General features: G+C 73.6%; 23 protein-coding genes. 15 read left to right on the forward strand and 8 right to left on the reverse strand.

What is annotated here, in order from left to right; all coding sequences use genetic code 11:
* Positions 1 to 105: 105 nt before the first annotated feature.
* The 3 genes from EV562_RS11140 (at position 106) to EV562_RS11150 (ending at position 2,803) form a co-directional block, all read left to right on the forward strand.
* Positions 106 to 735 carry an alpha-ketoglutarate-dependent dioxygenase AlkB gene (locus EV562_RS11140; protein WP_133886599.1) on the forward strand — a complete coding sequence of 210 codons (630 nt, stop codon included), beginning with the start codon at positions 106 to 108 and terminating at the stop codon, positions 733 to 735.
* A 79-nt stretch (positions 736 to 814) separates the two neighbouring features.
* The gene (locus tag EV562_RS11145) at positions 815 to 1,561 is read left to right on the forward strand and encodes an MBL fold metallo-hydrolase (protein WP_133886600.1); all 747 of its coding nucleotides are present in this window, start codon (positions 815 to 817) and stop codon (positions 1,559 to 1,561) included.
* 9 nt (positions 1,562 to 1,570) lie between these two features.
* Positions 1,571 to 2,803 (forward strand): DUF4032 domain-containing protein, encoded by a 1,233-nt coding sequence (locus tag EV562_RS11150; protein ID WP_133886601.1) that lies wholly within the window; start codon positions 1,571 to 1,573, stop codon positions 2,801 to 2,803.
* An 18-nt stretch (positions 2,804 to 2,821) separates the two neighbouring features.
* Here EV562_RS11150 and EV562_RS11155 read toward each other — a convergent pair whose 3' ends face one another.
* Positions 2,822 to 3,694, reverse strand: a complete 873-nt coding sequence (locus EV562_RS11155; protein ID WP_166661723.1) for a universal stress protein — start codon at positions 3,692 to 3,694, stop codon at positions 2,822 to 2,824.
* A 207-nt stretch (positions 3,695 to 3,901) separates the two neighbouring features.
* Between EV562_RS11155 and EV562_RS11160 the strand changes: the two genes are divergently transcribed.
* The 9 genes from EV562_RS11160 to EV562_RS11200 all read left to right on the forward strand — a co-directional run bounded on the left by EV562_RS11160 (position 3,902) and on the right by EV562_RS11200 (position 15,554).
* Positions 3,902 to 5,578 (forward strand): FAD-dependent oxidoreductase, encoded by a 1,677-nt coding sequence (locus EV562_RS11160; RefSeq protein ID WP_133886603.1) that lies wholly within the window; start codon positions 3,902 to 3,904, stop codon positions 5,576 to 5,578.
* Entirely contained in the window at positions 5,575 to 7,077 is a 1,503-nt protein-coding gene (locus EV562_RS11165; protein WP_133886604.1) for an ATP-binding protein, read from the forward strand. Before EV562_RS11160 ends, EV562_RS11165 begins: the two co-directional genes overlap by 4 nt.
* On the forward strand, positions 7,074 to 7,427 hold the full coding sequence (locus tag EV562_RS11170; protein ID WP_133886605.1) for a UBP-type zinc finger domain-containing protein: 354 nt from the start codon (positions 7,074 to 7,076) through the stop codon (positions 7,425 to 7,427). Before EV562_RS11165 ends, EV562_RS11170 begins: the two co-directional genes overlap by 4 nt.
* A 65-nt stretch (positions 7,428 to 7,492) precedes the next feature.
* Positions 7,493 to 10,453 carry a helix-turn-helix transcriptional regulator gene (locus EV562_RS11175; protein WP_133886606.1) on the forward strand — a complete coding sequence of 987 codons (2,961 nt, stop codon included), beginning with the start codon at positions 7,493 to 7,495 and terminating at the stop codon, positions 10,451 to 10,453.
* Between the two features lie 55 nt (positions 10,454 to 10,508).
* Complete coding sequence (locus tag EV562_RS11180; protein ID WP_133886607.1) at positions 10,509 to 11,186, forward strand: AIM24 family protein; 678 nt, start codon at positions 10,509 to 10,511, stop codon at positions 11,184 to 11,186.
* A 95-nt stretch (positions 11,187 to 11,281) separates the two neighbouring features.
* A complete protein-coding gene (locus EV562_RS11185; protein ID WP_133886608.1) occupies positions 11,282 to 12,241 on the forward strand; it encodes a threonine/serine dehydratase in 960 nt (319 codons plus the stop codon).
* Positions 12,242 to 12,398: 157 nt separating this feature from the next.
* Positions 12,399 to 13,997 (forward strand): serine/threonine-protein kinase, encoded by a 1,599-nt coding sequence (locus EV562_RS11190; RefSeq protein ID WP_133886609.1) that lies wholly within the window; start codon positions 12,399 to 12,401, stop codon positions 13,995 to 13,997.
* A 58-nt stretch (positions 13,998 to 14,055) separates the two neighbouring features.
* Complete coding sequence (locus EV562_RS11195; protein ID WP_133886610.1) at positions 14,056 to 15,033, forward strand: LLM class F420-dependent oxidoreductase; 978 nt, start codon at positions 14,056 to 14,058, stop codon at positions 15,031 to 15,033.
* 92 nt (positions 15,034 to 15,125) lie between these two features.
* Entirely contained in the window at positions 15,126 to 15,554 is a 429-nt protein-coding gene (locus tag EV562_RS11200) for an SsgA family sporulation/cell division regulator (RefSeq protein WP_133887036.1), read from the forward strand.
* 20 nt (positions 15,555 to 15,574) lie between these two features.
* Here EV562_RS11200 and EV562_RS11205 read toward each other — a convergent pair whose 3' ends face one another.
* Positions 15,575 to 16,000 (reverse strand): DUF6328 family protein, encoded by a 426-nt coding sequence (locus EV562_RS11205; protein WP_243860046.1) that lies wholly within the window; start codon positions 15,998 to 16,000, stop codon positions 15,575 to 15,577.
* Positions 16,001 to 16,240: 240 nt separating this feature from the next.
* On the opposite strand from EV562_RS11205, the gene EV562_RS11210 reads away from it, so the two are divergent.
* The gene (locus EV562_RS11210) at positions 16,241 to 16,585 is read left to right on the forward strand and encodes a hypothetical protein (protein WP_133886612.1); all 345 of its coding nucleotides are present in this window, start codon (positions 16,241 to 16,243) and stop codon (positions 16,583 to 16,585) included.
* A 28-nt stretch (positions 16,586 to 16,613) separates the two neighbouring features.
* Here EV562_RS11210 and EV562_RS11215 read toward each other — a convergent pair whose 3' ends face one another.
* From EV562_RS11215 to EV562_RS11235, 5 genes are all read right to left on the reverse strand, one after another.
* Positions 16,614 to 17,597 (reverse strand): aldo/keto reductase, encoded by a 984-nt coding sequence (locus EV562_RS11215; protein ID WP_133886613.1) that lies wholly within the window; start codon positions 17,595 to 17,597, stop codon positions 16,614 to 16,616.
* Between the two features lie 12 nt (positions 17,598 to 17,609).
* A complete protein-coding gene (locus tag EV562_RS11220) occupies positions 17,610 to 18,869 on the reverse strand; it encodes an FAD-dependent monooxygenase (RefSeq protein WP_243860036.1) in 1,260 nt (419 codons plus the stop codon).
* Positions 18,870 to 18,967: 98 nt separating this feature from the next.
* Positions 18,968 to 19,666 (reverse strand): ribonuclease H, encoded by a 699-nt coding sequence (locus EV562_RS11225; RefSeq protein ID WP_133886615.1) that lies wholly within the window; start codon positions 19,664 to 19,666, stop codon positions 18,968 to 18,970.
* Positions 19,667 to 19,697: 31 nt separating this feature from the next.
* Positions 19,698 to 20,495 carry a VOC family protein gene (locus tag EV562_RS11230; protein WP_133886616.1) on the reverse strand — a complete coding sequence of 266 codons (798 nt, stop codon included), beginning with the start codon at positions 20,493 to 20,495 and terminating at the stop codon, positions 19,698 to 19,700.
* A 117-nt stretch (positions 20,496 to 20,612) separates the two neighbouring features.
* Positions 20,613 to 21,095, reverse strand: coding sequence for a VOC family protein (locus tag EV562_RS11235; RefSeq protein ID WP_133886617.1), 483 nt, complete (start codon positions 21,093 to 21,095; stop codon positions 20,613 to 20,615).
* 237 nt (positions 21,096 to 21,332) lie between these two features.
* Here EV562_RS11235 and EV562_RS11240 point away from each other — a divergent pair, with 237 nt between their 5' ends.
* Positions 21,333 to 21,980: an ATP-dependent Clp protease proteolytic subunit gene (locus EV562_RS11240; protein ID WP_133886618.1), complete on the forward strand. Its 648-nt coding sequence runs from the start codon at positions 21,333 to 21,335 to the stop codon at positions 21,978 to 21,980.
* A gap of 1 nt (position 21,981) precedes the next feature.
* Complete coding sequence (locus tag EV562_RS11245; protein ID WP_133886619.1) at positions 21,982 to 22,584, forward strand: ATP-dependent Clp protease proteolytic subunit; 603 nt, start codon at positions 21,982 to 21,984, stop codon at positions 22,582 to 22,584.
* Between the two features lie 51 nt (positions 22,585 to 22,635).
* On the opposite strand, the gene EV562_RS11250 is transcribed toward EV562_RS11245, so the two are convergent.
* Positions 22,636 to 23,076 carry a helix-turn-helix transcriptional regulator gene (locus tag EV562_RS11250; protein ID WP_133886620.1) on the reverse strand — a complete coding sequence of 147 codons (441 nt, stop codon included), beginning with the start codon at positions 23,074 to 23,076 and terminating at the stop codon, positions 22,636 to 22,638.
* Positions 23,077 to 23,238 lie beyond the last annotated feature (162 nt).

Raw genomic sequence — 23,238 nt, forward strand, 5'->3', positions numbered from 1 at the left:
GGATACACCGCTGTATCGAAAGGGCGGGAACGCGAGAAGGACGGCTTACGGGAGGGACGGCACTCCAATAGAACACTCATTCGAGACAAGGGGTACGCTGGTTCCATGACCACGCACCTCCAGGGCTCGCTCTTCGACCAGACCGACGAGGTCCGGCTCGGGCCGCTCGACGGGTTGCGCCGCACCCACCTCGGCTCGGGAGCCTGGATCGACCTGCTCCCCGGGTGGCTGAACGGCGCCGACGCGCTGTTCGAGCGACTGGCCACCGAAGTCCCCTGGCGCGCCGAGCGGCGTGCCATGTACGAGCGTGTCGTCGACGTCCCCCGGCTGCTGGCGTTCTACGGCGCGGCCGACCCGCTGCCCGACCCCCTGCTGACCGAGGCACGCGACGCGCTGTCCGCCCGCTACGCCGGGGAGCTGGGCGAACCCTTCACCACCGCGGGCCTGTGCCACTACCGCGACGGCCGGGACAGCGTCGCCTGGCACGGCGACCGGATCGGGCGCGGCGCGCGCCAGGACACGATGGTCGCCATCCTCTCGGTCGGTGCCCCCCGGGACCTGCTGCTGCGCCCGGCCGGCGGAGGCGGCCCGACCGTGCGCCGCCCGCTGGGCCACGGCGACCTGATCGTCATGGGCGGCTCCTGCCAGCGCACCTGGGAGCACTGCGTCCCCAAGAGCACCCGCGCCGCCGGGCCCCGCATCAGCATCCAGTTCCGCCCGCACGGCGTGCGCTGAGGACACCGGCAACCACCCGGCCGCGGTTTCTGGTTGGCTGTCCCCGCGCGGGGACAGCCGACCTGGAACGCGGGAGACCATGAGCGCGGACGTACGGCAGGTCGCCGACGGCACCTACCTGGTGCACGGCGGCCACACCAACTGGATCATCCTCACCGACGGCGACGCGGCGACGCTGGTGGACACCGGGTATCCCGGTGACCGCCGGGACCTGCTCGCCTCCCTGGCCGCCGTCGGGATCGCGCCCGAGGCGGTGGCGGCCGTGCTGATCACGCACGCGCACAACGACCACCTGGGCTCGGCCGAGTACCTGCGCGCCGCCCACGGCACCCCGGTCCTGCTGCACGAGGCCGAAGTGCCGCACGCCCGGCGCGACTTCCTCCAGCAGGTGTCGGTCGCCGCGGTGCTGCGCAACGCCTGGCGGCCCGGCGTGCTGCCGTGGATGGCGCACGTGCTGCGCGCCGGGGGGACCGAGCAGCACCCGGTGACCGCTCCCGCGCCCTTCCCGGCGGGCGGCGCCCTGGACCTGCCCGGCCGGCCGGTGCCGGTACACACGCCCGGCCACACCGACGGCCACTGCGTGTACCACCTCCCCGACGCCGGAGTGGTGGTCTCCGGCGACGCCCTGGTCAGCGGGCACGCCCTCTCCCGTACCGAGGGACCGCAGCTGCTGCCGGACCTGTTCCACCACGACCGCCCGCGCGCGATCGCCTCGCTCGACGTCGTCGCCGGTCTGGAGGGCGACCTCCTGCTGCCGGGACACGGCCCCCTGCACCGCGGGCCGGTGAGGGACGCCGCGGAGCTGGCCCGGGAACGGGCCGTCTAAGGTCGGGGCATGGCCTTGCAGATCAGCGCCACCAACCCGGAGCACCCCGCGCTCCTGCTCGAACTGCCCTGGCAGCTGCCGCTGGAGCAGTGGCCCGAGGAGTACCTCGTGCCGCTGCCGCGCGGCATCTCCCGGCACGTGGTCCGCTACGCGCGCGCCGGGGACGAGGTCATCGCCGTCAAGGAGCTGGCCGAACGGCCCGCGCTGCGCGAGTACCAGCTGCTGCGCGACCTGGACCGGCTCGCCATCCCGGCGGTGGACGCGCTGGCCGTGATCACCGGGCGCGCGGACGCCGACGGCGGCGCGCTGGAGCCGGTGCTGGTCACCCGGCACCTGGGCGGCTCGCAGCCGTACCGGTCGATGTTCGAGACGACGCTGCGTCCGGCGACCATGCACCGGCTGATGGACGCCCTCGCCGTGCTCCTGGTCCGGCTGCACCTGGCGGGGTTCGCCTGGGGGGACTGCTCGCTGTCCAACACGCTCTTCCGGCGCGACGCGGGCGCCTACGCCGCCTACCTGGTGGACGCCGAGACCGGGGAGCTGCACGCCCGGCTCAGCCCCGGGCAGCGCGACTACGACCTCGACCTCGCCCGGGTGAACATCAGCGGCGAACTGCTCGACCTGGAGGCGGCCGGGGCGCTGCACCCGTCCGTCGACCCGATCGACTTCGGCACGGAGATATGCGCCCGCTACCGGAGCCTGTGGGAGGAGCTGACCCGCACCTCCGTCTACCCGGCGGGCAAGTACCACTACATCGAGCGCCGGATCCGGCGGCTCAACGACCTCGGTTTCGACGTGGCCGAGATGCAGATCGAACACGCCTCCAACGGCGACACGGTCACCTTCGTGCCCAAGGTCGTCGACGCCGGTCACCACCAGCGCCAGCTGCTGCGCCTGACCGGCCTGGACGCCGAGGAGAACCAGGCCAGGCGGCTGCTCAACGACCTGGAGAGCTGGATGGCCACCCAGGACGACTACGCCCCGGGCGACCCCCTCGGCGCCCGCCCGGAGGTCCTCGCCCACCGCTGGGTGCGGGAGGTCTTCCGGCCCACCGTGCGCGCCGTGCCGGTGGAGCTGCGCGGCGCGATGGACCCGGCGGAGATCTACCACGAGCTGCTGGAGCACCGCTGGTACCTGTCCGAGCGGGCCCAGCACGACATCGGCCTGGACACGGCCGTCGAGGACTACCTGGTCAACATTTTGCCCACGGCCCGGGAGACCCTGCGGCCCACCGCGGACTGAACAGCGCCTGCACCGCGGTCAGCTGTGCGGGACGACCGCCACCGGGCACTCCGCGTGGTGCAGGACGCCGTGGGCCACCGAACCGATCCGGGCGCCGACGGCGGTACGGCGGGCGCGGCGGCCGACGACCATCAACTGGGCTCCCCCGCTCACCGACAGCAGCACCTGCCCGGCACTGCCCATCTCCACGTGCTCGACCACCGGGACGTCGGGGAAGCGCTCGCGCCACGGTGCGAGCGCCTCGCCGAGCGCCTTCCTCTCGTACTGCTCCAGGCCCCCGGCCTCGTCGGCGAGCGCCATGGAGCCGGGGCTGTAGGTGAAGACCGTCGGCAGCTGCCAGGCACGCACGGCACGCACGGTGGCGCCGCGCGCGGCGGCGGCCTCGAAGGCGAACCCGATGACGTCGGCGCTGTCCTCCGGCTCGCCCTGCTGGCCCACGACGACCTCGCGGCCCGCCGCCTCGGCGCTCGCCTCGTCCCCGGCGCGCACCAGGACGACCGGCCGCGGCGCCTCGGCGATGACCTGCCGGCCGACCGAACCGAGCAGGAAGCCGACGACCGCCCCGTGGCCGCGCGAGCCGAGCACCAGCGACTCGGCGCCGGCCGTCCCGGCGAGCAGCGCCGCGACGGCGTCGCCCTCGCGGATGTCGGTCGTCACGGTGAGACCGGGGTGCCGCTCGGTGACCGTCCCGACCGCAGCGGCGAGGCCGTCCCGCGCCCACGTCTCCTGTGTCGCGCGGTCCACCGTGCCGGCCACCCCCCGGTCCTGGAACCGCCAGGCGTGCACCACGTGCAGCGGGGCGTCGCGGCGGACCGCCTCCCTCGCCGCCCAGGCCAGCGCGGCCAGGCTCTCCTCCGAACCGTCCAGGCCTGCCGTGATCGGGCGCGTCATGCGGGTCCCTCCCTGCGTCGCGGTCTCGTCCATGGAGGCCAGTCTTCCCCAAGCCGCCCCCGGCACCGCGCAGGGGCGGGCACCTGCGCACTCGGTGCCCCCGCCGCCGCTGAGCGAGGTCCCGCGATCGAACATACGATGGGCTCCAGGCCGGTGCGGTGACGGGGACGCCGTGCCGTGAACCCGGCCGCTCGACGTGGGGGACGTATGGCACAGGCCGACGGGGAGACACGGACCGTCATCATGACCGTCGACGACGATCCGGGGGTGTCCCGTGCCGTCGCACGCGACCTGCGGCGGCGCTACGGCGCCACGTACCGGATCGTGCGCGCGGAGTCCGGCGAGTCGGCGCTGGAGGCGCTGCGGGAGCTGAAGCTGCGCGGCGACCTGGTGGCCGTGATCCTGGCCGACTACCGGATGCCGCAGATGAACGGCATCGAGTTCCTGGAACAGGCCCTGGACGTGTATCCGGGCGCCCGGCGGGTGCTGCTGACGGCGTACGCGGACACCGACGCGGCGATCGACGCGATCAACGTCGTCGATCTGGACCACTACCTGCTCAAGCCCTGGGACCCGCCCGAGGAGAAGCTCTACCCGGTCCTGGACGACCTGCTCCAGGCCTGGCGCTCCGGCGACCACCGGCCGGTGCCCAGCACCAAGGTCGTCGGGCACCGCTGGTCGGCGCGGTCCTCGGAGGTCCGGGAGTTCCTGGCCCGCAACCAGGTGCCGTACCGCTGGTACTCCTCGGACGAGCCGGAGGGGCGGCGGCTGCTGTCGGCGGCCGGGCAGGACGGGCAGCGGCTGCCGGTGGTGATCACGCCGGACGGGACGCCGCTGGTGGAGCCGGAGGCGCCGGAGCTGGCCGCCCGGGTGGGCCTGGCGACCACGCCGACGGCCGACTTCTACGACCTGGTGGTGATCGGCGGCGGTCCGGCCGGGCTCGGCGCGGCGGTGTACGGGGCCTCGGAAGGGCTGCGGACGGTGCTGGTGGAGCGGTCGGCGACCGGTGGGCAGGCCGGGCAGAGTTCCCGCATCGAGAACTACCTCGGGTTCCCCGACGGCGTCTCCGGCGGCCAGCTCACCGACCGGGCCCGGCGGCAGGCGGCGAAGTTCGGCGCCGAGATCCTCACCGCGCGCGAGGTGACCGGTCTTGAGGTGAACGGCGCGGCGCGGGTCGTCCGGTTCTCGGACGGCTCGGCGATCGCCGCGCACAGCGTCATCCTGGCGACCGGCGTCTCCTACCGGCAGCTGACCGCCCCCGGTACCGAGGACCTGGCCGGCTGCGGCGTGTTCTACGGTTCGGCGCTGACCGAGGCGGCCTCCTGCCAGGGCCACGACGTGTACATCGTCGGCGGTGCCAACTCGGCCGGACAGGCGGCGATGTACCTGGCCCGGGGCGCCAAGTCGGTGACGCTGCTGGTGCGCGGCGGCTCCCTGGAGGCGTCGATGTCGTACTACCTGATCCAGCAGATCGAGGAGACCCCCAACATCCGGGTGCGCTGCGGCACCCTCGTCGAGGGCGCGCACGGCGACGGCCACCTGGAGCGGCTGACGCTGCGCGACGCGGCGAGCGGTGCCACCGAACTGGTCGACGCGCAGTGGCTGTTCGTCTTCATCGGCGCGGCCCCGCTCACCGACTGGCTGGACGGCACGGTGCTGCGCGACGAGCGCGGGTTCATCCTCGCCGGGCCCGATCTGACGCCCGACGGACGGCCGCCGGCCGACTGGGAGCTGGACCGTCCGCCGTACCACCTGGAAACCAGCGTCCCGGGCGTCTTCGTGGCGGGCGACGCCCGCGCGGAGTCCGCCAAGCGGGTCGCGTCCGCCGTCGGAGAGGGAGCCATGGCCGTCATGCTCGTCCACCGTTACCTGGAGCAGTCGTGAGCGGGCGGCCGATGCCGTGCAGCCCCGGCGAGATCGGGCAGCTGTTCCTGTTCGAGAAGCTGGCGCCCGAGCAGCTGGGCCGACTCTGCGCGGAGGGCCGGGTGGAGCTGTTCGAGCCCGGTCCGGTGTACACCGAGGGTCAGGACGCCACGTGCTTCTACGTGCTGCTGGAGGGCACGGTGGTGCTGTCCCGCCGGGTCGGCGAGGACGACGTGGAGACCAACCGGACCTCGCAGCGCGGGGTGTACGCGGGCGCGATGCAGGCGTACGTCGGCGACCGGCTGCCGCAGGTCTACACGAACTCCATGCGGGTCACCGAACCGTCGCGCTTCTTCGTGCTGCCCGCGGACACCTTCGCCGCCGTCATGCGGGAGTGGTTCCCGATGGCGGTGCACCTGCTGGAGGGGCTGTTCTTCGGGGCCAAGAACAACCAGCGCGCCATCGGCCAGCGCGAGCGGCTGCTGGCGCTGGGCTCGCTGTCCGCGGGTCTCACGCACGAGCTGAACAACCCGGCGGCGGCCGCGGTACGGGCCACCTCGACGCTGCGGGAACGGGTGGCCAAGATGCGGCACAAGCTCGCCGTGATCGCCGAGGGGCCGTTCTCCCGGGACGCGCTCGCGGAGCTGATCGAGATCCAGGAACGCACGGCGGAACGGGTCGCCAAGGCGCCCTCGCTCAGCCCGCTGGAGGCCTCCGACCGTGAGGACGCCCTGGGCGACTGGCTGGCGGACCACGGCATCGAGCAGGGCTGGCAGCTCGCGCCGACCTTCGTGCAGGCGGGTCTGGACACCGAGTGGCTGGAGCAGGTCGCGGCGGCCGTGGACGAGGAGATCCTGCCGGGAGCGGTCGGCTGGCTCAACTACACCGTCGAGACCGAGCTGCTGATGAACGAGATCGCGGACTCCACCGCCCGGGTCTCCCACCTGGTGAACGCGGCCAAGCAGTACGCGCAGCTGGACCGGGCGCCCTACCGGACGGTCGACGTCCACGAACTCCTCGACAGCACCCTGCTGATGCTGTCCGGGAAGATCGGCCCGCGGATCGAGGTCGTCAAGGAGTACGACCGCACGGTGCCCGAGGTCCCCGCGTACCCGGCGGAGCTGAACCAGGTGTGGACCAACCTGATCGACAACGCGGTCGCCGCGGTCAACGGCGCGGGCGGCGAGGGGACGCTGACCGTGCGGACCGCGCTCCACCACGACCGGCTGCTGGTGGAGTTCCGCGACACCGGCACCGGCATCGCCCCGGAGATCCGGGAGCGCATCTTCGACCCGTTCTTCACCACCAAGCCGGTGGGCGAGGGCACCGGGCTCGGCCTGGACATCTCCTGGCGGATCGTGGTCAACAAGCACCACGGCAGCCTCCAGGTCGAGTCCGTGCCGGGCGACACCCGTTTCCAGGTGCTCCTGCCGCTGACCGCCGCGGAGACCCGACCGGCCGACGCGACCGGTTCCACCCCCCGAGCCGATTCCACCGACGCGACCGAGGAGACGGTATGACCAGCGACACCGGAATCGACCCCACCGTCCCGCCCAGCGGCACCGGCTGCGCCGAGTGCGACGCCGCGGGCGGCTGGTGGTTCCACCTGCGGCGCTGCGCGGCCTGTGGCCATGTCGGCTGCTGCGACAGCTCACCGGGACAGCACGCGACCGGCCACTACCGGTCCACCGGCCATCCGGTGGTGCAGAGCTACGAACCGGGCGAGGACTGGTACTGGGACTACGCGACGAACGAGGTGCGCGCGTCCGGCCCTGACCTCGCCCCGCCCGCCAGCCATCCGGACGACCAGCCGTCGCCGGGCCCCGCGGGCCGGGTCCCGGCGAACTGGGCGGACGCCCTGCACCGCTGACGGGCGGACGCGGACGGACGTCCGGCTCGGAACGGGGAGGCCCGCCGCCGGACCCGCGTGTCAGGATGGGCAGCGTGCCGCAGACCTCACTGACCAGCCCGCTCGTCGGCCGCGAGGACGAACTCGCCCGTCTCACCGGCGTATTGGAGCGCGCCCGAGCCGGTGAGGCCCGCGCGGTCCTCGTCGCCGGGGACGCCGGGGTCGGCAAGACCCGGACCCTGGACGAGGTCGCCGGGCGGGCCGCGGCGGCCGGGACGACCGTCCTCACCGGGCACTGCGTGGACCTGGGCGACGTGGGCCTGCCGTACCTGCCGTTCACGGAGATCCTGGGCGCCCTGGCCGCCGACGAGCGGTTCGCCGCCGTGCCGGCCGGGCATCCGGTGGCCGACCGGCTGCTCGGCGGCGCTCCGGCCGACGCGACGGACGCCGCGCCCTCCCGGCTGCGGCTCTTCGAGGGCGTCGCGGCCCTGCTGACCGAGGTGGCGGACATCGCGCCGCTGCTGCTGGTCCTGGAGGACCTACACTGGGCCGACCAGTCCTCCCGGGACCTGCTGAGGTTCCTGCTCAGCCGGGGAGTCCTGCAGCGCCCCGCGGGCGGGGTGCCCGGTCACCGGCTCGCGCTGTTCGCCTCGTACCGGGCGGACGACCTGCACCGCCGCCACCCGCTGCGTCCGCTGCTGGCCGAACTGGTGCGCCTGCCCGGCGTGGAGAGGCTGGAGCTGCGTCCGCTGCCCGACGCCGACGTGGCCCGGCTGGTGCGTTCGCTGCGGGAGCGGCGGCTGCCGGACACCACCGTGCGCCGGATCGTGGAGCGGGCGGAGGGCAACGCCTTCTACGCCGAGGAGCTGGTGGCCGCCACGGACGCGCCCGCCGGGGGCGTCCCCAGCGGACTCGCCGACGTGCTGCTCATCCGGGTCGAGCAGCTGTCGGACACCGCCCAGCAGGTGCTGCGCACCGCCGCCGTCGCCGGTCGGCGCGTGGGGCACGACCTGCTGCGGGACGCCGTCGGGCTGCCCGAGCAGGAGCTGGAGTCGGCGCTGCGCGAGGCGGTGGAACGGCAGTTGCTGGTCTCCGGTGACGGGGACACCTACTCCTTCCGGCACGCCCTCGCCCGCGAGGCGGTCTACGCCGACCTGCTGCCGGGTGAACGGTCGCGGCTGCACGGCGCGTTCGCCCGGCTGCTGGCCGGTCCCGACCGCCGGGCGGACAGCGCGGCCGAGCGCGCCCACCACTACCGCGCGAGCCACGACCTGCCCGAGGCGCTCGCCGCCTCCCTGGAGGCCGCCGACCACGCCCAGCGGGTCCAGGCGCCCGCCGAGGAGCTGCGGCACGTCGAGGCGGCCCTCGACCTGTGGACGGCGGTCGACGCCACCGCGCGCCCCGCGGGACCCGACGCCGTGACCCTCACCCTGCGCGCCTCCGCGGCCGCCGTGCACGCCGGGGAACTGCACCGCGCGGTCTCCCTGACCCGCTCCGCACTGGCCGGTCTCGGCCAGGACGCGGACCTCGAACTGGCCGCCCGCGTCCGTTACACGCTGGCCGGGAATCTGCTGAGCGTCGACAACCTGCCGGCCGCCTACACCTACAGCAGCGAGGCACTCGCACTGATCCCCGCCGAGCCGCCGTCGTCGACGTGGGTGTGGGCGGCGGCCACCCATGTGTCGACGGCCCGTCAGGTCGGTGAGAACGAGACGGCGCTGCGGGTGGCCCGCCGCGCGCTGCGGGTCGCCGAGGAGCTGGAGGTCACCGACGCGCGCGCCGATCTGCTGATCTCCCTGACGAGCCTGGAGGGCGGCAACCGCGCCACCCCGCAGGGCCGCGAGCGGCTGATCGAGGCACGCGACCTGGCCCGGCGCGCGGGCAACGCTCCGGTGGAGCTGCGTGCTCTGTTCAACCTCGCCATCGGCTGCTTCGAGTCCGGAGACCTGGAGGAGTGCCTGCCCTGGGCGTCGGAGGGACTGGAGCGGGCCCGCCGCTTCGGGCTGCTGTCCTCGCCGTACCCGCGGGAGATGCGCTATCTGCGGCTCCTGGTCCAGTACACGCTGGGCCACTGGGACGAGGTCCTGCGCGAGTCCGCCGGGCATGACGGGGAACGGCCGGTCGCGGACGGACACGCCGCCGGGCCGGGGCTGTTCGTGGCGCTGGCGCGCGGCGACCTCGGGGCGGCCGACCGGGCCCGGGCCCTGCTGAAGGGACCCTTCGACTGGATGGCGCGGATGGTTGCGGGGCTGGTGCTGACCGACGCGGCGGCCTTGCGCGGCGACGCGGAGGACGCCGTGCGGTGGATGCGCTCCAGCGTCGAGGCGCTCACCGAGGCGGGCGAGCGGCCCGCCGTGACCGTCCGCCTCGCCACCCTCGCGCTGTCCGCGGTCGCCGACACCGTGACCGAGCTGCGCCGGACCGGGGACGGGACCGGGGTGGCCCGCTGGACGGACACGGCGGCGGAGCTGCTGGCCGATGCCCGCCGGTCCGCCGCGCACGGGTACGACGGCGTCCCGCAGGGGCCGGAAGGGCAGGCGTGGCTGGCGCGGGCGGAGGCGGAGTGGTCGCGGATCCCGGCCGCGGCCGCGGACCCGGCTGCCTGGGAGAAGGCGGTGGCCGCCTTCGGGCACGGCGACGTCTACGAACGCGCGCGGTGCAGGCTGCGGCTGACCGAGGCCCTGCTGGCGGCGGACCGCCGCGAGGAGGCGGCCGCCGAGGCCGACGCCGTACGCCGGGAGGCCGACCGGCTCGGCGCGACGGTGCTGCGCGACCGGCTCGACGACCTGGCCCGGCGCGGCCGGCTCACGGACCCGGCACCGCCCCAGGGCACCGCGGTGCTGACCGCCCGCGAACAGGACGTCCTGCGGCTGCTCGCCCTGGGCCACAGCAACCGCCGGATCGGCGAGGAGCTGTTCATCAGCGCCAAGACCGCGAGCGTCCACGTGTCCAACATCCTCGCCAAACTGAACGCGGCGAGCCGCACGGAGGCGGTCGCGGTCGCCTACCGGCAGCGACTGATCGCCCCGGAACCCACGTCGTCATAGTCCGGACCCGCACCCGATCTTGGCGGAACGGGACGGTCCGGGCCAGGATGCCGTCATGAAGGGTGACCTCTTTTCCAGCGAACACATGGTCCGGCCCGCCTCGGCGCCCGGCATGACCGTCGAGAACTCCAAGTGCATCCGGTACACGGTGAACGGCGAGATGCTCGCCCGGCAGGGCGCGATGATCGCCTACCGGGGCAGCCTCCAGTTCGAACGCAAGGGCCAGGGCGTGGGCGGCATGCTCAAGCGCGCGGTCACCGGGGAGGGGCTGCCGCTGATGGCGGTGCGCGGGCAGGGCGAGGCCTGGTTCGCCCACGAGGCCCAGACCTGCTTCGTCGTGGAGGTCGAGCCGGGTGACGAGTTCACCGTCAACGGCCGCAACGTCCTGTGCTTCGACGCCTCGCTCTCGTACCGCATCGCCACGGTGAAGGGCTCCGGCATCGCGGGCGGCGGGCTGTTCAACAGCGTCTTCACCGGGCAGGGCAGGCTGGGGCTGGTGTGCGAGGGCGACCCGCTGGTCATCCCCGTGTCGCACCAGTACCCGGTGTACGTCGACACCGACGCGGTCGTCGGCTGGTCCGCGGGGCTGTCGACCTCCCTGCACCGCTCGCAGTCGATCGGCTCGATGCTGCGCGGCGGTTCCGGGGAAGCCGTCCAACTGGTCCTCCAGGGCGAGGGCTTCGTCGTGGTACGGCCGAGCGAGGCGACGCCGCAGAAGCCGCAGCAGCACTGAGCCCCGCTCCGGGGCTTGTTGACCTTGGGGGGCCTCGCGCGCAAGGCTGCGAACGGGCGCGGATCACCCGCCCGCGCCGGAAGGAAGAGACTGCCTTGATCGCGATCACGGAGATCGAAACCGCGGCCGAGCGGATCGCCGGACACGTCGTACGCACCCCGACCGTGCCCAGCCCGGGGCTGTCCGCGCTGCTCGGCGTCCCGGTCACCGCCAAACTGGAACTGCTCCAGCGCACCGGCTCGTTCAAGGCGCGCGGCGCGACGGCGAAGCTGCTGTCGCTGACCGGGGCCGAGCGCGCCGCCGGTGTCGTCGCGGTCAGCGGCGGCAACCACGGCATCGCCGTGGCCGTGATGGCGGCGGCCCTCGACGTGAAGGCCACGGTGGTGATGCCGCGTACGGCTCCGGCCCGTTCCGTGGAGATCGCCGAGGAGGCGGGCGCCCTGGTCCGGCTCACCGACGGCATGGACAGCGCCTTCGCGCTCGTCGCCCGGCTCCGGGAGGAGGGGCTGACCCTGGTCCACCCCTTCGACGACCCCGTGGTCATCGCGGGACAGGGCACGGTGGGCCTGGAGTTCGCCGAGGACGCCGGGGACCTCACCGACGTGCTGGTGAGCATCGGGGGCGGCGGGCTGATCGCGGGGGTGGCGGCGGCACTGCGGGCGCTGCGGCCCGGAGTGCGGATCTGGGGCGTGGAGACGGCGGGCGCCGAGGCCATGTCCCGGGCGCTCGCGGCGGGCGGGCCGCTCGCGGTGCCCCTGTCCTCGGTCGTCACCACGCTCAGCGCGCCGTCCGTCTCCCAGGTGACGTACGACCACGTGGCGGAGCTGGTCACCGAGGTGCTCGTGGTGTCGGACCGGGAGGCCGTCCAGGGCTCGCTCACGCTCGCCGAGCACGCGAAGGTGTGGACCGAGCCGGCCGCCGGCTGTCTGCTGCCGGCGGCCCGGCGGGTGGTGGAGCGGGTGGGCGACGACGCCCGGATCGGCCTCGTGGTCTGCGGAGGCAATGCCACGGTGGCCGACATGGCGGCGTGGGCGGAACGCTTCGGGCCGGCCTGACACCCGGCCCGTCCGGACTTCTCGGCAGAGCGCCGGCGCCGGCTTTTTGAAGGAGAGTCAGAATCGGGTCGGACGGGCGCGCTCGCTGAACGCACCCCGGGGCCCTCGACGTACCACTGGTCGAGCCGGAAGCCGGCGGTGCGAGCGAGGGAGGGCCATGGGCAGGGCGCACGTCTCCACACACGGGCTGGTCGCCGGACGCTACCGCCTGTTCGAGGTCGTCCAGCGCGAGACGAACCGCCTCTGCTGGTCCGGGGAGGACGCCACGACGGGCCACCCGTGCCTGGTCACCCGGATCGGGCTGCCGGAGGAAGGGGCCGGGGACGCCGCCCGCCGGGCCCCCGGCCGGGTGGCCCGCACCTGCGGGACCATGGCGTCGCTGTGCCCCGGACGGATCGCCACGGTGCTGGACGCGGTGGTCGCCGACGGCACGCTGTGGACGGTGACCGAATGGGTCGAGGGTGTTCCGCTCGCGGACCTCCTCGAGCGCGAGGGCGCCCTCGACCACGTCCGGGCGGCGCGCATCGGCCTGGAGCTGCTGACCGTGCTGGAGGCGGCGCACGCCCACGGTGTGACGCACGGTGAGCTGAGCCCGGGTCAGGTGTACGTGCGCGAGGAGGGCACCGTCGTCGTCACCGGCTTCGGGCTGGCCGGAGCCACGCTCGTCCCACGGCTGACCTCCCCCGCGTACGCCTCGCCCGAGCAGGCCCGCAACGAGCGGATCGGGCCCGCCGCCGATCTGTGGACGCTGGGCGCGATCCTGTACACGATGGTCGAGGGCCGTGCGCCCTTCCGTGACCGGGGCCGGCCCGAGGCGACGCTCAAGGGGGTCGACCGCCTGCCGCTGCGGACGCCGGTGCGCGCCGGTCCGCTCGCCCAGGCCGTGCGGGGACTGCTGCGCAAGGACTCCCGGGAGCGGCCGACCCGCCCGGCGGTACGCGCGGCCCTCGTCCGGGCGCTGGCGCAGGACCCCGGCCTCACCGCGGACGAGGAACCCCGGCCGGAGCCGGGCGACACCTCGGCCGCCGCACCGCCCGCGAGCCCCTACCGGGCTCGGCGGCCCCTGGTCGTCGCCGGTGGCGCGCTGGCTCTCGCCGCGGTCACGGTCGCCACCCTCGCCGTCACCGGCCGTCTTCCCGGCACGGACGGCGGTGCCCCGGCGGACGCCCGGCAGCGTCCCCCGGCGCCCTCCGCGCCGCCGCCCGGCTCCACCGCCCCCTCCTCCCCCGCCTCACCCACCGGCCGGCCGGGCGCGAGTGCGCCGGCTTCCCCGGCTCCGGGTGCCTCCGCCCCGGCCGGGTTCCGCCGCTACGACGCGCCGGAGGGATTCTCCGTCGCCCTTCCCGGCGGCTGGCGGCGACTGGACACCGCACGTGTTCCGGACGGCGCGTACCGGGTGGTGTTCGGAACCGCCGGCGATCCGCGCACCCTCGCCGTCACCTACAGCAGGCGCGCGGGCACGGACCCGGTGGCGGTCTGGCGCGACGACGTCGAGCCCGGCCTCGCCCGCTCGGGCGGCTACCGGCGGATCGGCGAGATCCGCGCGGTCACGTACCGGGGGCGCGAGGCGGCCGACATGGAGTGGCTGGCCCGGTACGACGGCGCCCGGGTGCGCACCTTCGGCCGCGGATTCCTGCTCGGCGGGGGACGGAGCTTCTCGCTGCGCTGGACGACACCGGCCGGTGACTGGGGCGACACCGCGAACGCACGAGCGCTCGCCGCCTTCCTCAAGACCTTCCGGGAGGGCGCGGCCTGACCCTCTTGCGCCCCGTTTCCCCCGGTTTTCCCTTCGGCGGGGCGGGGACTCGGCCGTCATGGCACACATCGGATACACCATGATGACCGAGCAGGCCGGACCGCGTGAACTCGTCGGCCATCTGGTACGGGCCGAGGAGGTCGGGTTCGACTTCTCGGTGACCTCGGACCACTACTTCCCCTGGCTGCGTTCGCAGGGCCACGCGCCCTACGCGTGGAGCGTGCTGGGCGCCGCGGCGCAGGCGACCTCCCGCATTCCGCTGATGACGTACGTGACGTGTCCGACGTTCCGCTACCACCCCGCGGTGGTGGCGCAGAAGGCGGCCACGATGCAGCTGCTGTCCCAGGGCCGGTTCCGGCTGGGACTGGGCTCGGGAGAGAACCTCAACGAGCACGTGGTGGGCGGCGGATGGCCGTCGGTCGACGTGCGGCACGAGATGCTGCAGGAGTCCCTGGAGATCATCCGCGCACTGTTCCGGGGCGGTCACGTGAACCACCGGGGCACGCACTTCGACGTGGAGTCCGCCCGGCTGTGGGACCTGCCGGAGGACCTGCCGCCCATCGGTCTCGCCGTCTCCGGCGAGCGCTCCTGCAAGCTGGCGGGCGAGTTCGCCGACCTGGTGATCGCCACCGAGCCCAAGGCGGAGCTGCTGGAGTCCTTCGACCGGCACGGCGGCACCGGCAAGGCGCGCGTGGGTCAGCTGCCCGTGTGCTACGACCCCGACCGGGACACGGCGATCGAGCGCGCCCACTCCCAGTTCCGCTGGTTCGGCAGCGGCTGGAAGGTCAACTCCGAACTGCCCCACCCGGACTCCTTCGAGGCGGCCACCCAGTTCGTGCGGCCCGACGACGTCGCCGGGTCCATCCCCTGCGGCGACGACCCGGACGCCTTCGTGGACGCCGTGCGGCCGTACGTCGAGGCCGGGTTCACCGAGGTCGCGCTGGTGCAGATCGGCGGCGACACCCAGCACGCCTTCCTCGACTGGTCGGAGAAGACCCTGCTGCCCGCGCTGCGGGAGGCGTTCGGCCGGGACTGAGAGGTGACGTGGGCGCATCACTCGAACGACCGAGCATCTTGCCCGTGGAGCGGGTACTAGAGGGCTTTACGTCCGTCCCCCTGGAGGCCCTCGTGAACACCGTCGTGCACAAGACCCTGGTCGTGCAGCTCCAGGCGGGCGAGGCCGCCGACCGGTTCCCCGTCCTCGCCCATTTCCGGTACGACGCGGCGGACCCGTTCGCCCTCTCCGTGGTCTTCAGCCACGACGGCCGGGTGCTCGCCGAGTGGGCGCTGGACCGGGAGATGGTCGGTGAGGGGCTGACCCGCCCGGTCGGCGTGGGCGACGTGCGGCTGCGTCCCGAGTCCCGGGGCATGTGGGACGAGCTGCGCATCGAGCTGCTCGGCAACGACCGGGCCGACGGGGGCCGCCACCGCGCGGTGGTGTTCGTGTGGGCCTCGGCCGTGGAGTCCTTCCTGCGCGACACGCACGCGGTGGTCCGGCCCGGGGAGGAAGAGGTGTGCGTCGACGACTTCCTCGCCGGGCTGACCGCCGAGGGCTGAGGGACGGCCGGCCGCGAGACTCAGCGTGTCGTGTGGCGGTGCCGGGTCCACAGGGGAAGCCCGAACCAGCACAGCAGGTACCAGAGCACCACGCCGGTGACGAGGTAGGGCACGAAGCCGTCGTGGGTCGCGACGCGCAGGATCAGCAGGAGCGAGCAGGCCGTCGTGGCGAGCAGCAGGACGAGGCCGAGCAGGGTCAGCCGGGACGCCCACCGCACCGCCTGGGGTTTCACCCGCCGGCCGGAGACGAGGCGGTGCAGCGAGACCGGTCCGATCAGGGCGCCGGTCGTGACGGCCCCGAGGACCACGGTGATCAGGTAGATGGTCTGATCGACGTCCGGGAGTTTCTCGTACTTCGGCTGGAACACCACGGTGAGCAGGAAGCCGAACAGGATCTGGACGCCCATCTGAGCGACGCGGACCTCCTGGATCAGCTCCGTCCACATCCGGTCGGCGCGCTCCTCCTCGGTCTCGTTGCGACCCCTGCGCCGGACCTGTCCCTCGTCGGCCGGTTCCGAGTCCGAGTGCGTCACGTGTTCCTCCGTTGCCGGTAGCCTGCGTTCCCTTCCCCTTCCCCGCGATCCCCGTCCTCAGCCGCCGGTCCGGCACGGCGACGCCCGGTTTGGGTGATCGGGGGACGGTTACACGAGCCGGGAACGACCAAGGCGCGGCAAGGAAGGCGAAGAATGTCCGACACACAGCTCACCGTGACGCTCGACGGCGGCGGCATCGAGGACGCGCGAACGATCGTCCGCGCACTGGAGGGCGTCTTCGGGGCTCCCGGCGACCTCCCCGCGGACGAGGGGGCGACGGTGCGCACCGCGACCTTCGACTCCCCGGACGCGCCGCGAGCGGCGTCGGATCCGGCGGCGGGCGGAACGCTGTCCACCGCGGTGACCGTCACCGTCCAGGGCACCCCGCAGGCGGTGGAGGCGGCGGCCCGGACCCTGTCCGGTGCCTTCACCACGCGCGACGACGGAGCGGCCTCCGGCGACCAGGAGCGCGAAAGGCAGTTGCTCCTGGTGCCGTGAGGCCCCGTGACCGCCGCCTCGCGGACGCCTACCAGCGGCCCTCGACCTGGTCCTTGATCCGGCGGTCGTAGAGGTCCCGGACGGCGGCCAGGGTGTCCTCGGACAGCTCCGGCAGCCGGGCGGCGTCCGTGTTGGCGCGGGCCTGCTCGGGCGAGCGGGCGCCCGGGATCACACTGGTCACGCCGGGCTGCTGGATGATCCAGCGCAGCGCCAGCTGGGCCGGGGTGTACCCCTCGGGCGCGAGCGCCGCGAACTCGGCGGCGGCCTCCACCCCGGTGGCGAAGTCGACGCCGGAGAAGGTCTCCCCCTGGTCGAAGGCCTCGCCGTGCCGGTTGTAGTTCCGGTGGTCGTTGGCCGCGAAGACCGTGTCCTTGGTGTACTTGCCCGACAGCAGGCCGGAGGCCAGCGGCACCCGGGCGATGACGCCGACGCCCGCCTCCCGGGCCGCGGGCAGCACCTCGCGCAGGGGCTTCATCCGGAACGGGTTGAGGATGATCTGGACGCTGGCCACGTTCGGCCGGGCGATGGCGGTGAGCGCCTCGGCGCAGGTCTCCACACTCACGCCGTACGCGGCGACACGCTCCTCCTCGACGAGGGTGTCCAGGGCGTCGAACACCTCGTCGCTGGAGTAGACGGGCGTCGGCGGGCAGTGCAGCTGCACGAGGTCCAGGCGGTCGACGCCGAGGTTGCGGCGGGAACGGTCGTTCCACTCCCGGAAGTTGTCCAGCACGTAGTTCTGCGGGATCTGGTCCACCCGGCGGCCCATCTTGGTGGCGATGAGCACGTGCAGGTCGGGCCTGCTCGCGAGGAAGGTCGCGATGGTCTGCTCGCTGCGGCCGTCGCCGTAGACGTCGGCCGTGTCGAAGAAGGTCACCCCCGATTCGGCCGCCGCCTCCAGTACCGCGAGGGCCTCCTTGTCGTCCACGTCTCCCCAGTCGGAGCCCAGTTGCCAGGTGCCGAGGCCGACGACCGACGCGTGCTGATCCGACCTGCCGAAAGTACGCTCGTCCATGGCGTCAGTCTGTCATCCGCGGTGCGCGGGCACCGTGTCGGGACGCCCGGGGCCGCCCGGCCCGTCGGCGGTGGCGAGCCTGCGTGCCTGTACCGTGCGCGCGATCCTCGGGCCCAGCCGGCGCTTGACCCGGCGCAGCGTCTCCAGCCGTCCGGCCGCCCGGTCGAGCCGGTAGTACAGGCGGGGCGGGAGGTACGGCAGCAGCGGCGAGTGGCGCTGGCCGAGCAGGGCGAACATCTCGTCGGGCGGCAGGTGGACGTAGCGGGGCAGGTTCTCGTACCACTGGGCGCTGAGCCGGGCCGCGCTCTGCACCGGCAGCAGGGCGGCCCGGCGTTCGCGTTCGTAGTGGGCGAGGGCGTCCGGCAGACCGGCCCGCTCGCGCAGCGCCGCGGACAGCGTCATGGCGTCCTCCAGGGCGAGCGTGGTGCCGGCGCCGATGGAGTAGTGCGTGGTGTGCGCGGCGTCGCCGAGCAGCACGAGGTTGCCCCGGGACCAGGTGCGGTTGGTGACGGTGCGGAAGACGGGCCACGCGGTGCCGGCCCGGCCGGACGGCCGGGCGGTGAGCGGGTGCCCGTCCAGCACGTCGGCGAAGAGCTTCTCCAGCAGGACCAGCGCCTCGGCCTCGTCGGCCCGGTCCAGGCCCAGGCCGGTCCAGGTGGCGGGGGCGCACTCGACGACGCAGGTGCTGCCCTCGGGGCCGTAACCGTAGCCGTACGCCCAGATCCAGCCGTGGTCGGTCTCGACGAAGGCGAAGGTGAAGGCGTCGAAGGCCTTGGTGGTGCCGAGCCACACGTAGTGGTTGCGGCCGCCGGTGATCCCGGTGCCGAAGTGGTCGGCGTGATGGGTGCGCAGGGCGCTGCCCGCGCCGTCGGCCGCCACCACGAGGTCGGCGGCGGGCGGGTTGGCACCGCTGACCGGGCGCTCGAACTCCAGGCGCACGCCCAGGTCGCGGGCGCGTGCCGCGAGGATCGCGAGGAGCCGGTGGCGGCCGATGCCGAAGCCCTCGTCGCCCTGGTGCCGGGTGGCCCGGCCGCCCACGTGGGCGACGCCGTCGCGCCAGCGCACCGAGTGCTCCTCGACGGCGCGCGCGGAGACCGGGTCGTGCTCGTGCAGCCGGTCGAGCAGCCCGCGCCAGTAGGTGACGCCCCAGCCGTAGGTGGAGCCCTCCGGGTCGCGTTCGTGGACGGTGACGTCGTGGGACGGGTCCTGCCGCTTCAGCAGGATCGACAGATACAGTCCGGCGGGCCCACCGCCGACGCAGGCGACCTTCACACACACCCCTGGTATGCACTCATCACGGTCATTCGGGACCGCAGAGTAACAAGGGGGAGGCACGGGGCCGGTGCTACACGGCCGTGGGTCCTCGCGCGTTACCCGGCGGCCGCCGTGCGGCACTCCGGGTGGCCCCAGCCCTGGTCGTTCTTGGCGATCGGCTCGCCGGCCGCGTAGGGGCGGCCGCACAGGCAGCGTCCGGCGAACTTCGCCTTGATGGTGCGCGCGGAGGAGCCGCCCTTGCGGGCCGCGCCGGCCCCGCGGCGCGGGGCCCTGCGGGCCGCCGGGACGTCCGGTGCGGGTGGCGGTTCCGGCGAGCCGAGACCGCTGCCCGCGGGTTCCTGGACGACGGCCGCCTGGCTGGCGGCGCGGTCGGCGAAGTCGTTGAGCCGGTCGCCGTCCACCTGGTGGGCGGGTACGTAGCGGAACTCGACCGAGCGTCCTTCGAGCAGCTCGTCGATGCGCACGACCAGCTCCTGGTTGGCGACCGGCTTGCCGGCGGCCGTCTTCCAGCCGTTGCGCTTCCAGCCGGGCAGCCAGGTGGTGACGGCCTTCATGGCGTACTGCGAGTCCATGCGGACCTCGAGCGGCACGTCGGGGTCGGTCGACGCCAGCAGGCGCTCCAGCGCCGTCAGTTCCGCGATGTTGTTGGTGGCCCTGCCGAGCGGACCGGCCTCCCAGCGCACCGGGTTCTCCGACGCGTCGGCGAGCACCCAGGCCCAGCCGGCCGGACCCGGGTTTCCCTTCGAAGCCCCGTCGCACGCGGCCACTGCACGTTCACGCATGCGCTCGATCATGCCATGGTCCGGCGGAGCCCCGGGACCGGGCTCAGGAGACGTCCGTGACCTTCGGCATCTCCCCTTCGGTCGTCGTGGTGTCGATCACCGAGAAGCTCGCGCCCTGCGGGTCGCTCAGGGCGGCGAACCGGCCGAACGGGGTCGTGACCGGACCGAACCGCAGGACGCCGCCGAGCCCGGTGGCGCGGGCCACGGCCGCGTCGCAGTCACCGACGGTGAAGTAGACGTTGATGTAGGGCGGTACCTCGGGCGGGAAGTCCTCCGTCATGGCCATGCGGCCCAGGACGGGGTCGCCGCCGAGGTCGAAGATGCGGAAGTCCACCTGGTCGTCCTGCATCTGCCGGGCCCGGTAGGGGAAGACGGCGGGGAAGAAGGCGTCAGAGGCGGCGGGCTCGCGGGTGAAGACCTCGGCCCAGCAGTACGCGCCGGGCACGGCCGTCGCCTCGAAGCCCTCGTGCGCGTCGCCCTGCCAGACGCCGAAGACGACGCCGCTCGGATCCCGCGCCAGGCACATGGTGCCGAAGTCGCCGACCCGCATCGGTTCCAGGAGCAGATCGCCGCCGGCCCCGCGGATCCGGCCGGCGGTCGCCGCCGCGTCCGGGGAGGCGAGGTAGAGGCACCACTGGGACCGCTCCTCGCGGCCGGGCGGGGGCGGGACCACGGCGGCCACCGCCTTGCCTTCCGCATAGCACTGCGTGTAGTCGCCGAACTCCGACGACGTCTCGCCGAAGGTCCAGCCGAGGACGGCGCCGTAGAAGGTCTTGGCTCCCTCCACGTCGGTGAACATCGCGTCGGCCCAGCAAGGGGCCCCTTCAGGTCGCACGGCCATGACTGCCGCCTCCTGTACGGACGGACGAGGGTGGGATGCGAGGGGGGGACCGGTCCGCCTCTTCACGCTAGCCACCGCGTCCCCGCCCCGCGCGCCGGCGGTGCCTCCGCCGCGGGGTCACTCGCCGGCGTAGGCCCGCTCGAGCGCGGCGATGTCGAGCTTGCGCATCGACATCATGGCCTTGTTGGCGCGCCCCGCCCTGGCGGGATCGGGGTCGCGGAACATCTCTTCGAGCCTGCGCGGGACGACCTGCCAGGACACGCCGAACCGGTCCTTGAGCCAGCCGCAGGGTCCCTCCTCGCCGCCGCCCTCGGTGAGCCTGGTCCAGTAGTGGTCGACCTCGTCCTGGTCGTCACAGGTGATCTGGAAGGAGATCGCCTCGTTGAACCGGAACTCCGGGCCGCCGTTGAGCCCGACGAACTTCTGGCCGTTGGCCGTGAACTCGACGGTGAGCACGGTGCCGGCGGGCTGGTGCGCTCCCTCGGGGTAGCGGGTGACGGCGCCGATCCCGGAGTTCTCGAAGACGGAGACGTAGAAGTGCGCGGCGTCCTCGGCCTCGCCGTCGAACCACAGGCACGTGGTGAATCCGTCGCTGCTCATGACTGCCTCCTGGGGGCGGAACACACGGTCACCTCTGTCGACCGGCGCGGGCCGCCGAACTCATCGCTCTGCCGGTGGCGAATCTGCCGGGGGCAGAGAAATGCCCGGTGGGAGCCGCGACGGACAGAGAGTGGGAGAGCGCGGAGCGTTCGGCCGCGCACCACGGTCGCCGGCCGCACCACCCGCCACGACTCGACACCCCCGACACCACTCGACACCACTCGACAAGGAGCGCCGATGTCCCCACTCATCTCCGGCCCGGCCGCACTGCCCAGGGCAGAGGAGGGCGACACCCCCGCCACCCGGTTCGACGACCGGCTCGCCGAGCAGTTGCTCGACCAGCGGATCGTGCTGCTGGGCACGCAGGTCGACGAGGTCTCCGCGAACCGGGTCTGCGCCCAGCTGCTCATCCTGTCCGCACAGGACCCGCGCACCGAGATCAGCCTGTACATCAACAGCCCCGGCGGCTCGGTGCACGCGGGGCTCGCCATCTACGACACGATGCGGCTGATCCCGAACGACGTCTCCACGCTCGCGATGGGGTTCGCGGCCAGCATGGGCCAGTTCCTGCTGAGCGTCGGTACGGCGGGCAAGCGCTACGCCCTGCCGAACGCGCGGATCATGATGCACCAGCCGTCGGCGGGCATCGGCGGCACCACCGCCGACATCGAGATCCAGGCGGACAACCTGGACTTCACCAAGCGGACCATCGAGCGGATCACCGCCGAGCACACCGGGCAGAGCCCGGAGACCATCTCCCGGGACGGGGACCGCGACCGCTGGTTCACGGCCGAGGAGGCCAGGGAGTACGGAATGGTGGACCACGTCGTGCAGTCCCTCACGGATGTGCGCCCGGCCGCCACCAAGCGACGGATGGGGCTGTGACATGGGGAGCTACACGATTCCGAACGTCGTCGAGCGGACCCCGCAGGGCGAGCGGTCCTACGACGTGTTCAGCCGGCTGCTGTCGGAGCGGATCATCTTCCTGGGGACCGAGATCGACGACGGCGTGGCCAATGTCGTGATCGCGCAGCTCCTGCACCTGGAGTCGTCGGCCCCGGAGAGCGAGATCGCCGTCTACATCAACTCCCCCGGCGGCTCGTTCACCTCGCTGATGGCGATCTACGACACGATGACCTTCGTGCAGGCGCCGATCTCCACGTTCTGCGTCGGGCAGGCGGCGTCCACGGCCGCCGTGCTGCTGGCGGCCGGCGACCCGGGGCGGCGGTTCGTCCTGGAACACGCGCGCGTTTTGCTGGGGCAGCCGGCCAGCGGCGGGCGGCAGGGCACGGTCTCCGACCTGGCGCTCCAGGCCAAGGAGATGGTCCGGATCCGCTCCCAGGTGGAGGAGGTGCTGGCCCGCCACACCCACCACGACGCCGCGACCCTGCGCGCGGACATGGACCGCGACAAGGTGTTCACCGCCCAGGAGGCGGTGGCGTACGGGCTGGCCGACGAGGTGCTGGTCCGGCGGCTGGCGAGGGTGTGAGCGCACGGTCCGGCGCCCCGCCCGGGGCGGGGCGCCGGACCGTGCGCCAATTCAGGCGGCCAGGCACATTCCGTCGAAGCGCGCTCCGGACGCCCCCTGGCCGGTCCTCGCCGCCTGTCCCGCACCGGTGTGCCGGGAGGTGAGACGGATCAGCTCGCCCTGCGCGCGGGCCAGCAGGTCCGCGAGGCCGAGTCCGAGGGCGCCGGCGGCGGCGGCCAGGACCTCCGAGGACGCCTCCTTGCGGCCGCGCTCCACCTCCGACAGGTAGGGCATGGAGATCCGGGCGGCCTCCGCGACCTCCTTCAGCGTGCGCTCCTGTCCGAGGCGCTCACGCCGCAGTACGTCGCCGACCAGATCGCGCCACAGGGGCTCGCGCACGGTGGGCGGCCTCCGCTCCGGGGAGACCGGCGGGGCGGCGGGGCGGGTCCCGGGGCGCGCGGCCCGCGGGCGCAGCGGAATGACGCGGACTTCGTTCGGCACGTGGCTGGTCACCTCCTCAGCCTAGGGTCCCGGCCGGATCACGGAAGGGTGCGGCGTTTCGCCCTCAGGGAAATCGAGGCGGGACCCGCGCAGTGCCGGTCACCTCCCGCGGGACTACCCTGGACGGGTACGCAGCACCCGCGAAGACGCCGCGGCACACAGATCGCGCCACCC

Source organism: Streptomyces sp. BK208, from assembly GCF_004364245.1.
Lineage (GTDB): Bacteria > Actinomycetota > Actinomycetes > Streptomycetales > Streptomycetaceae > Streptomyces.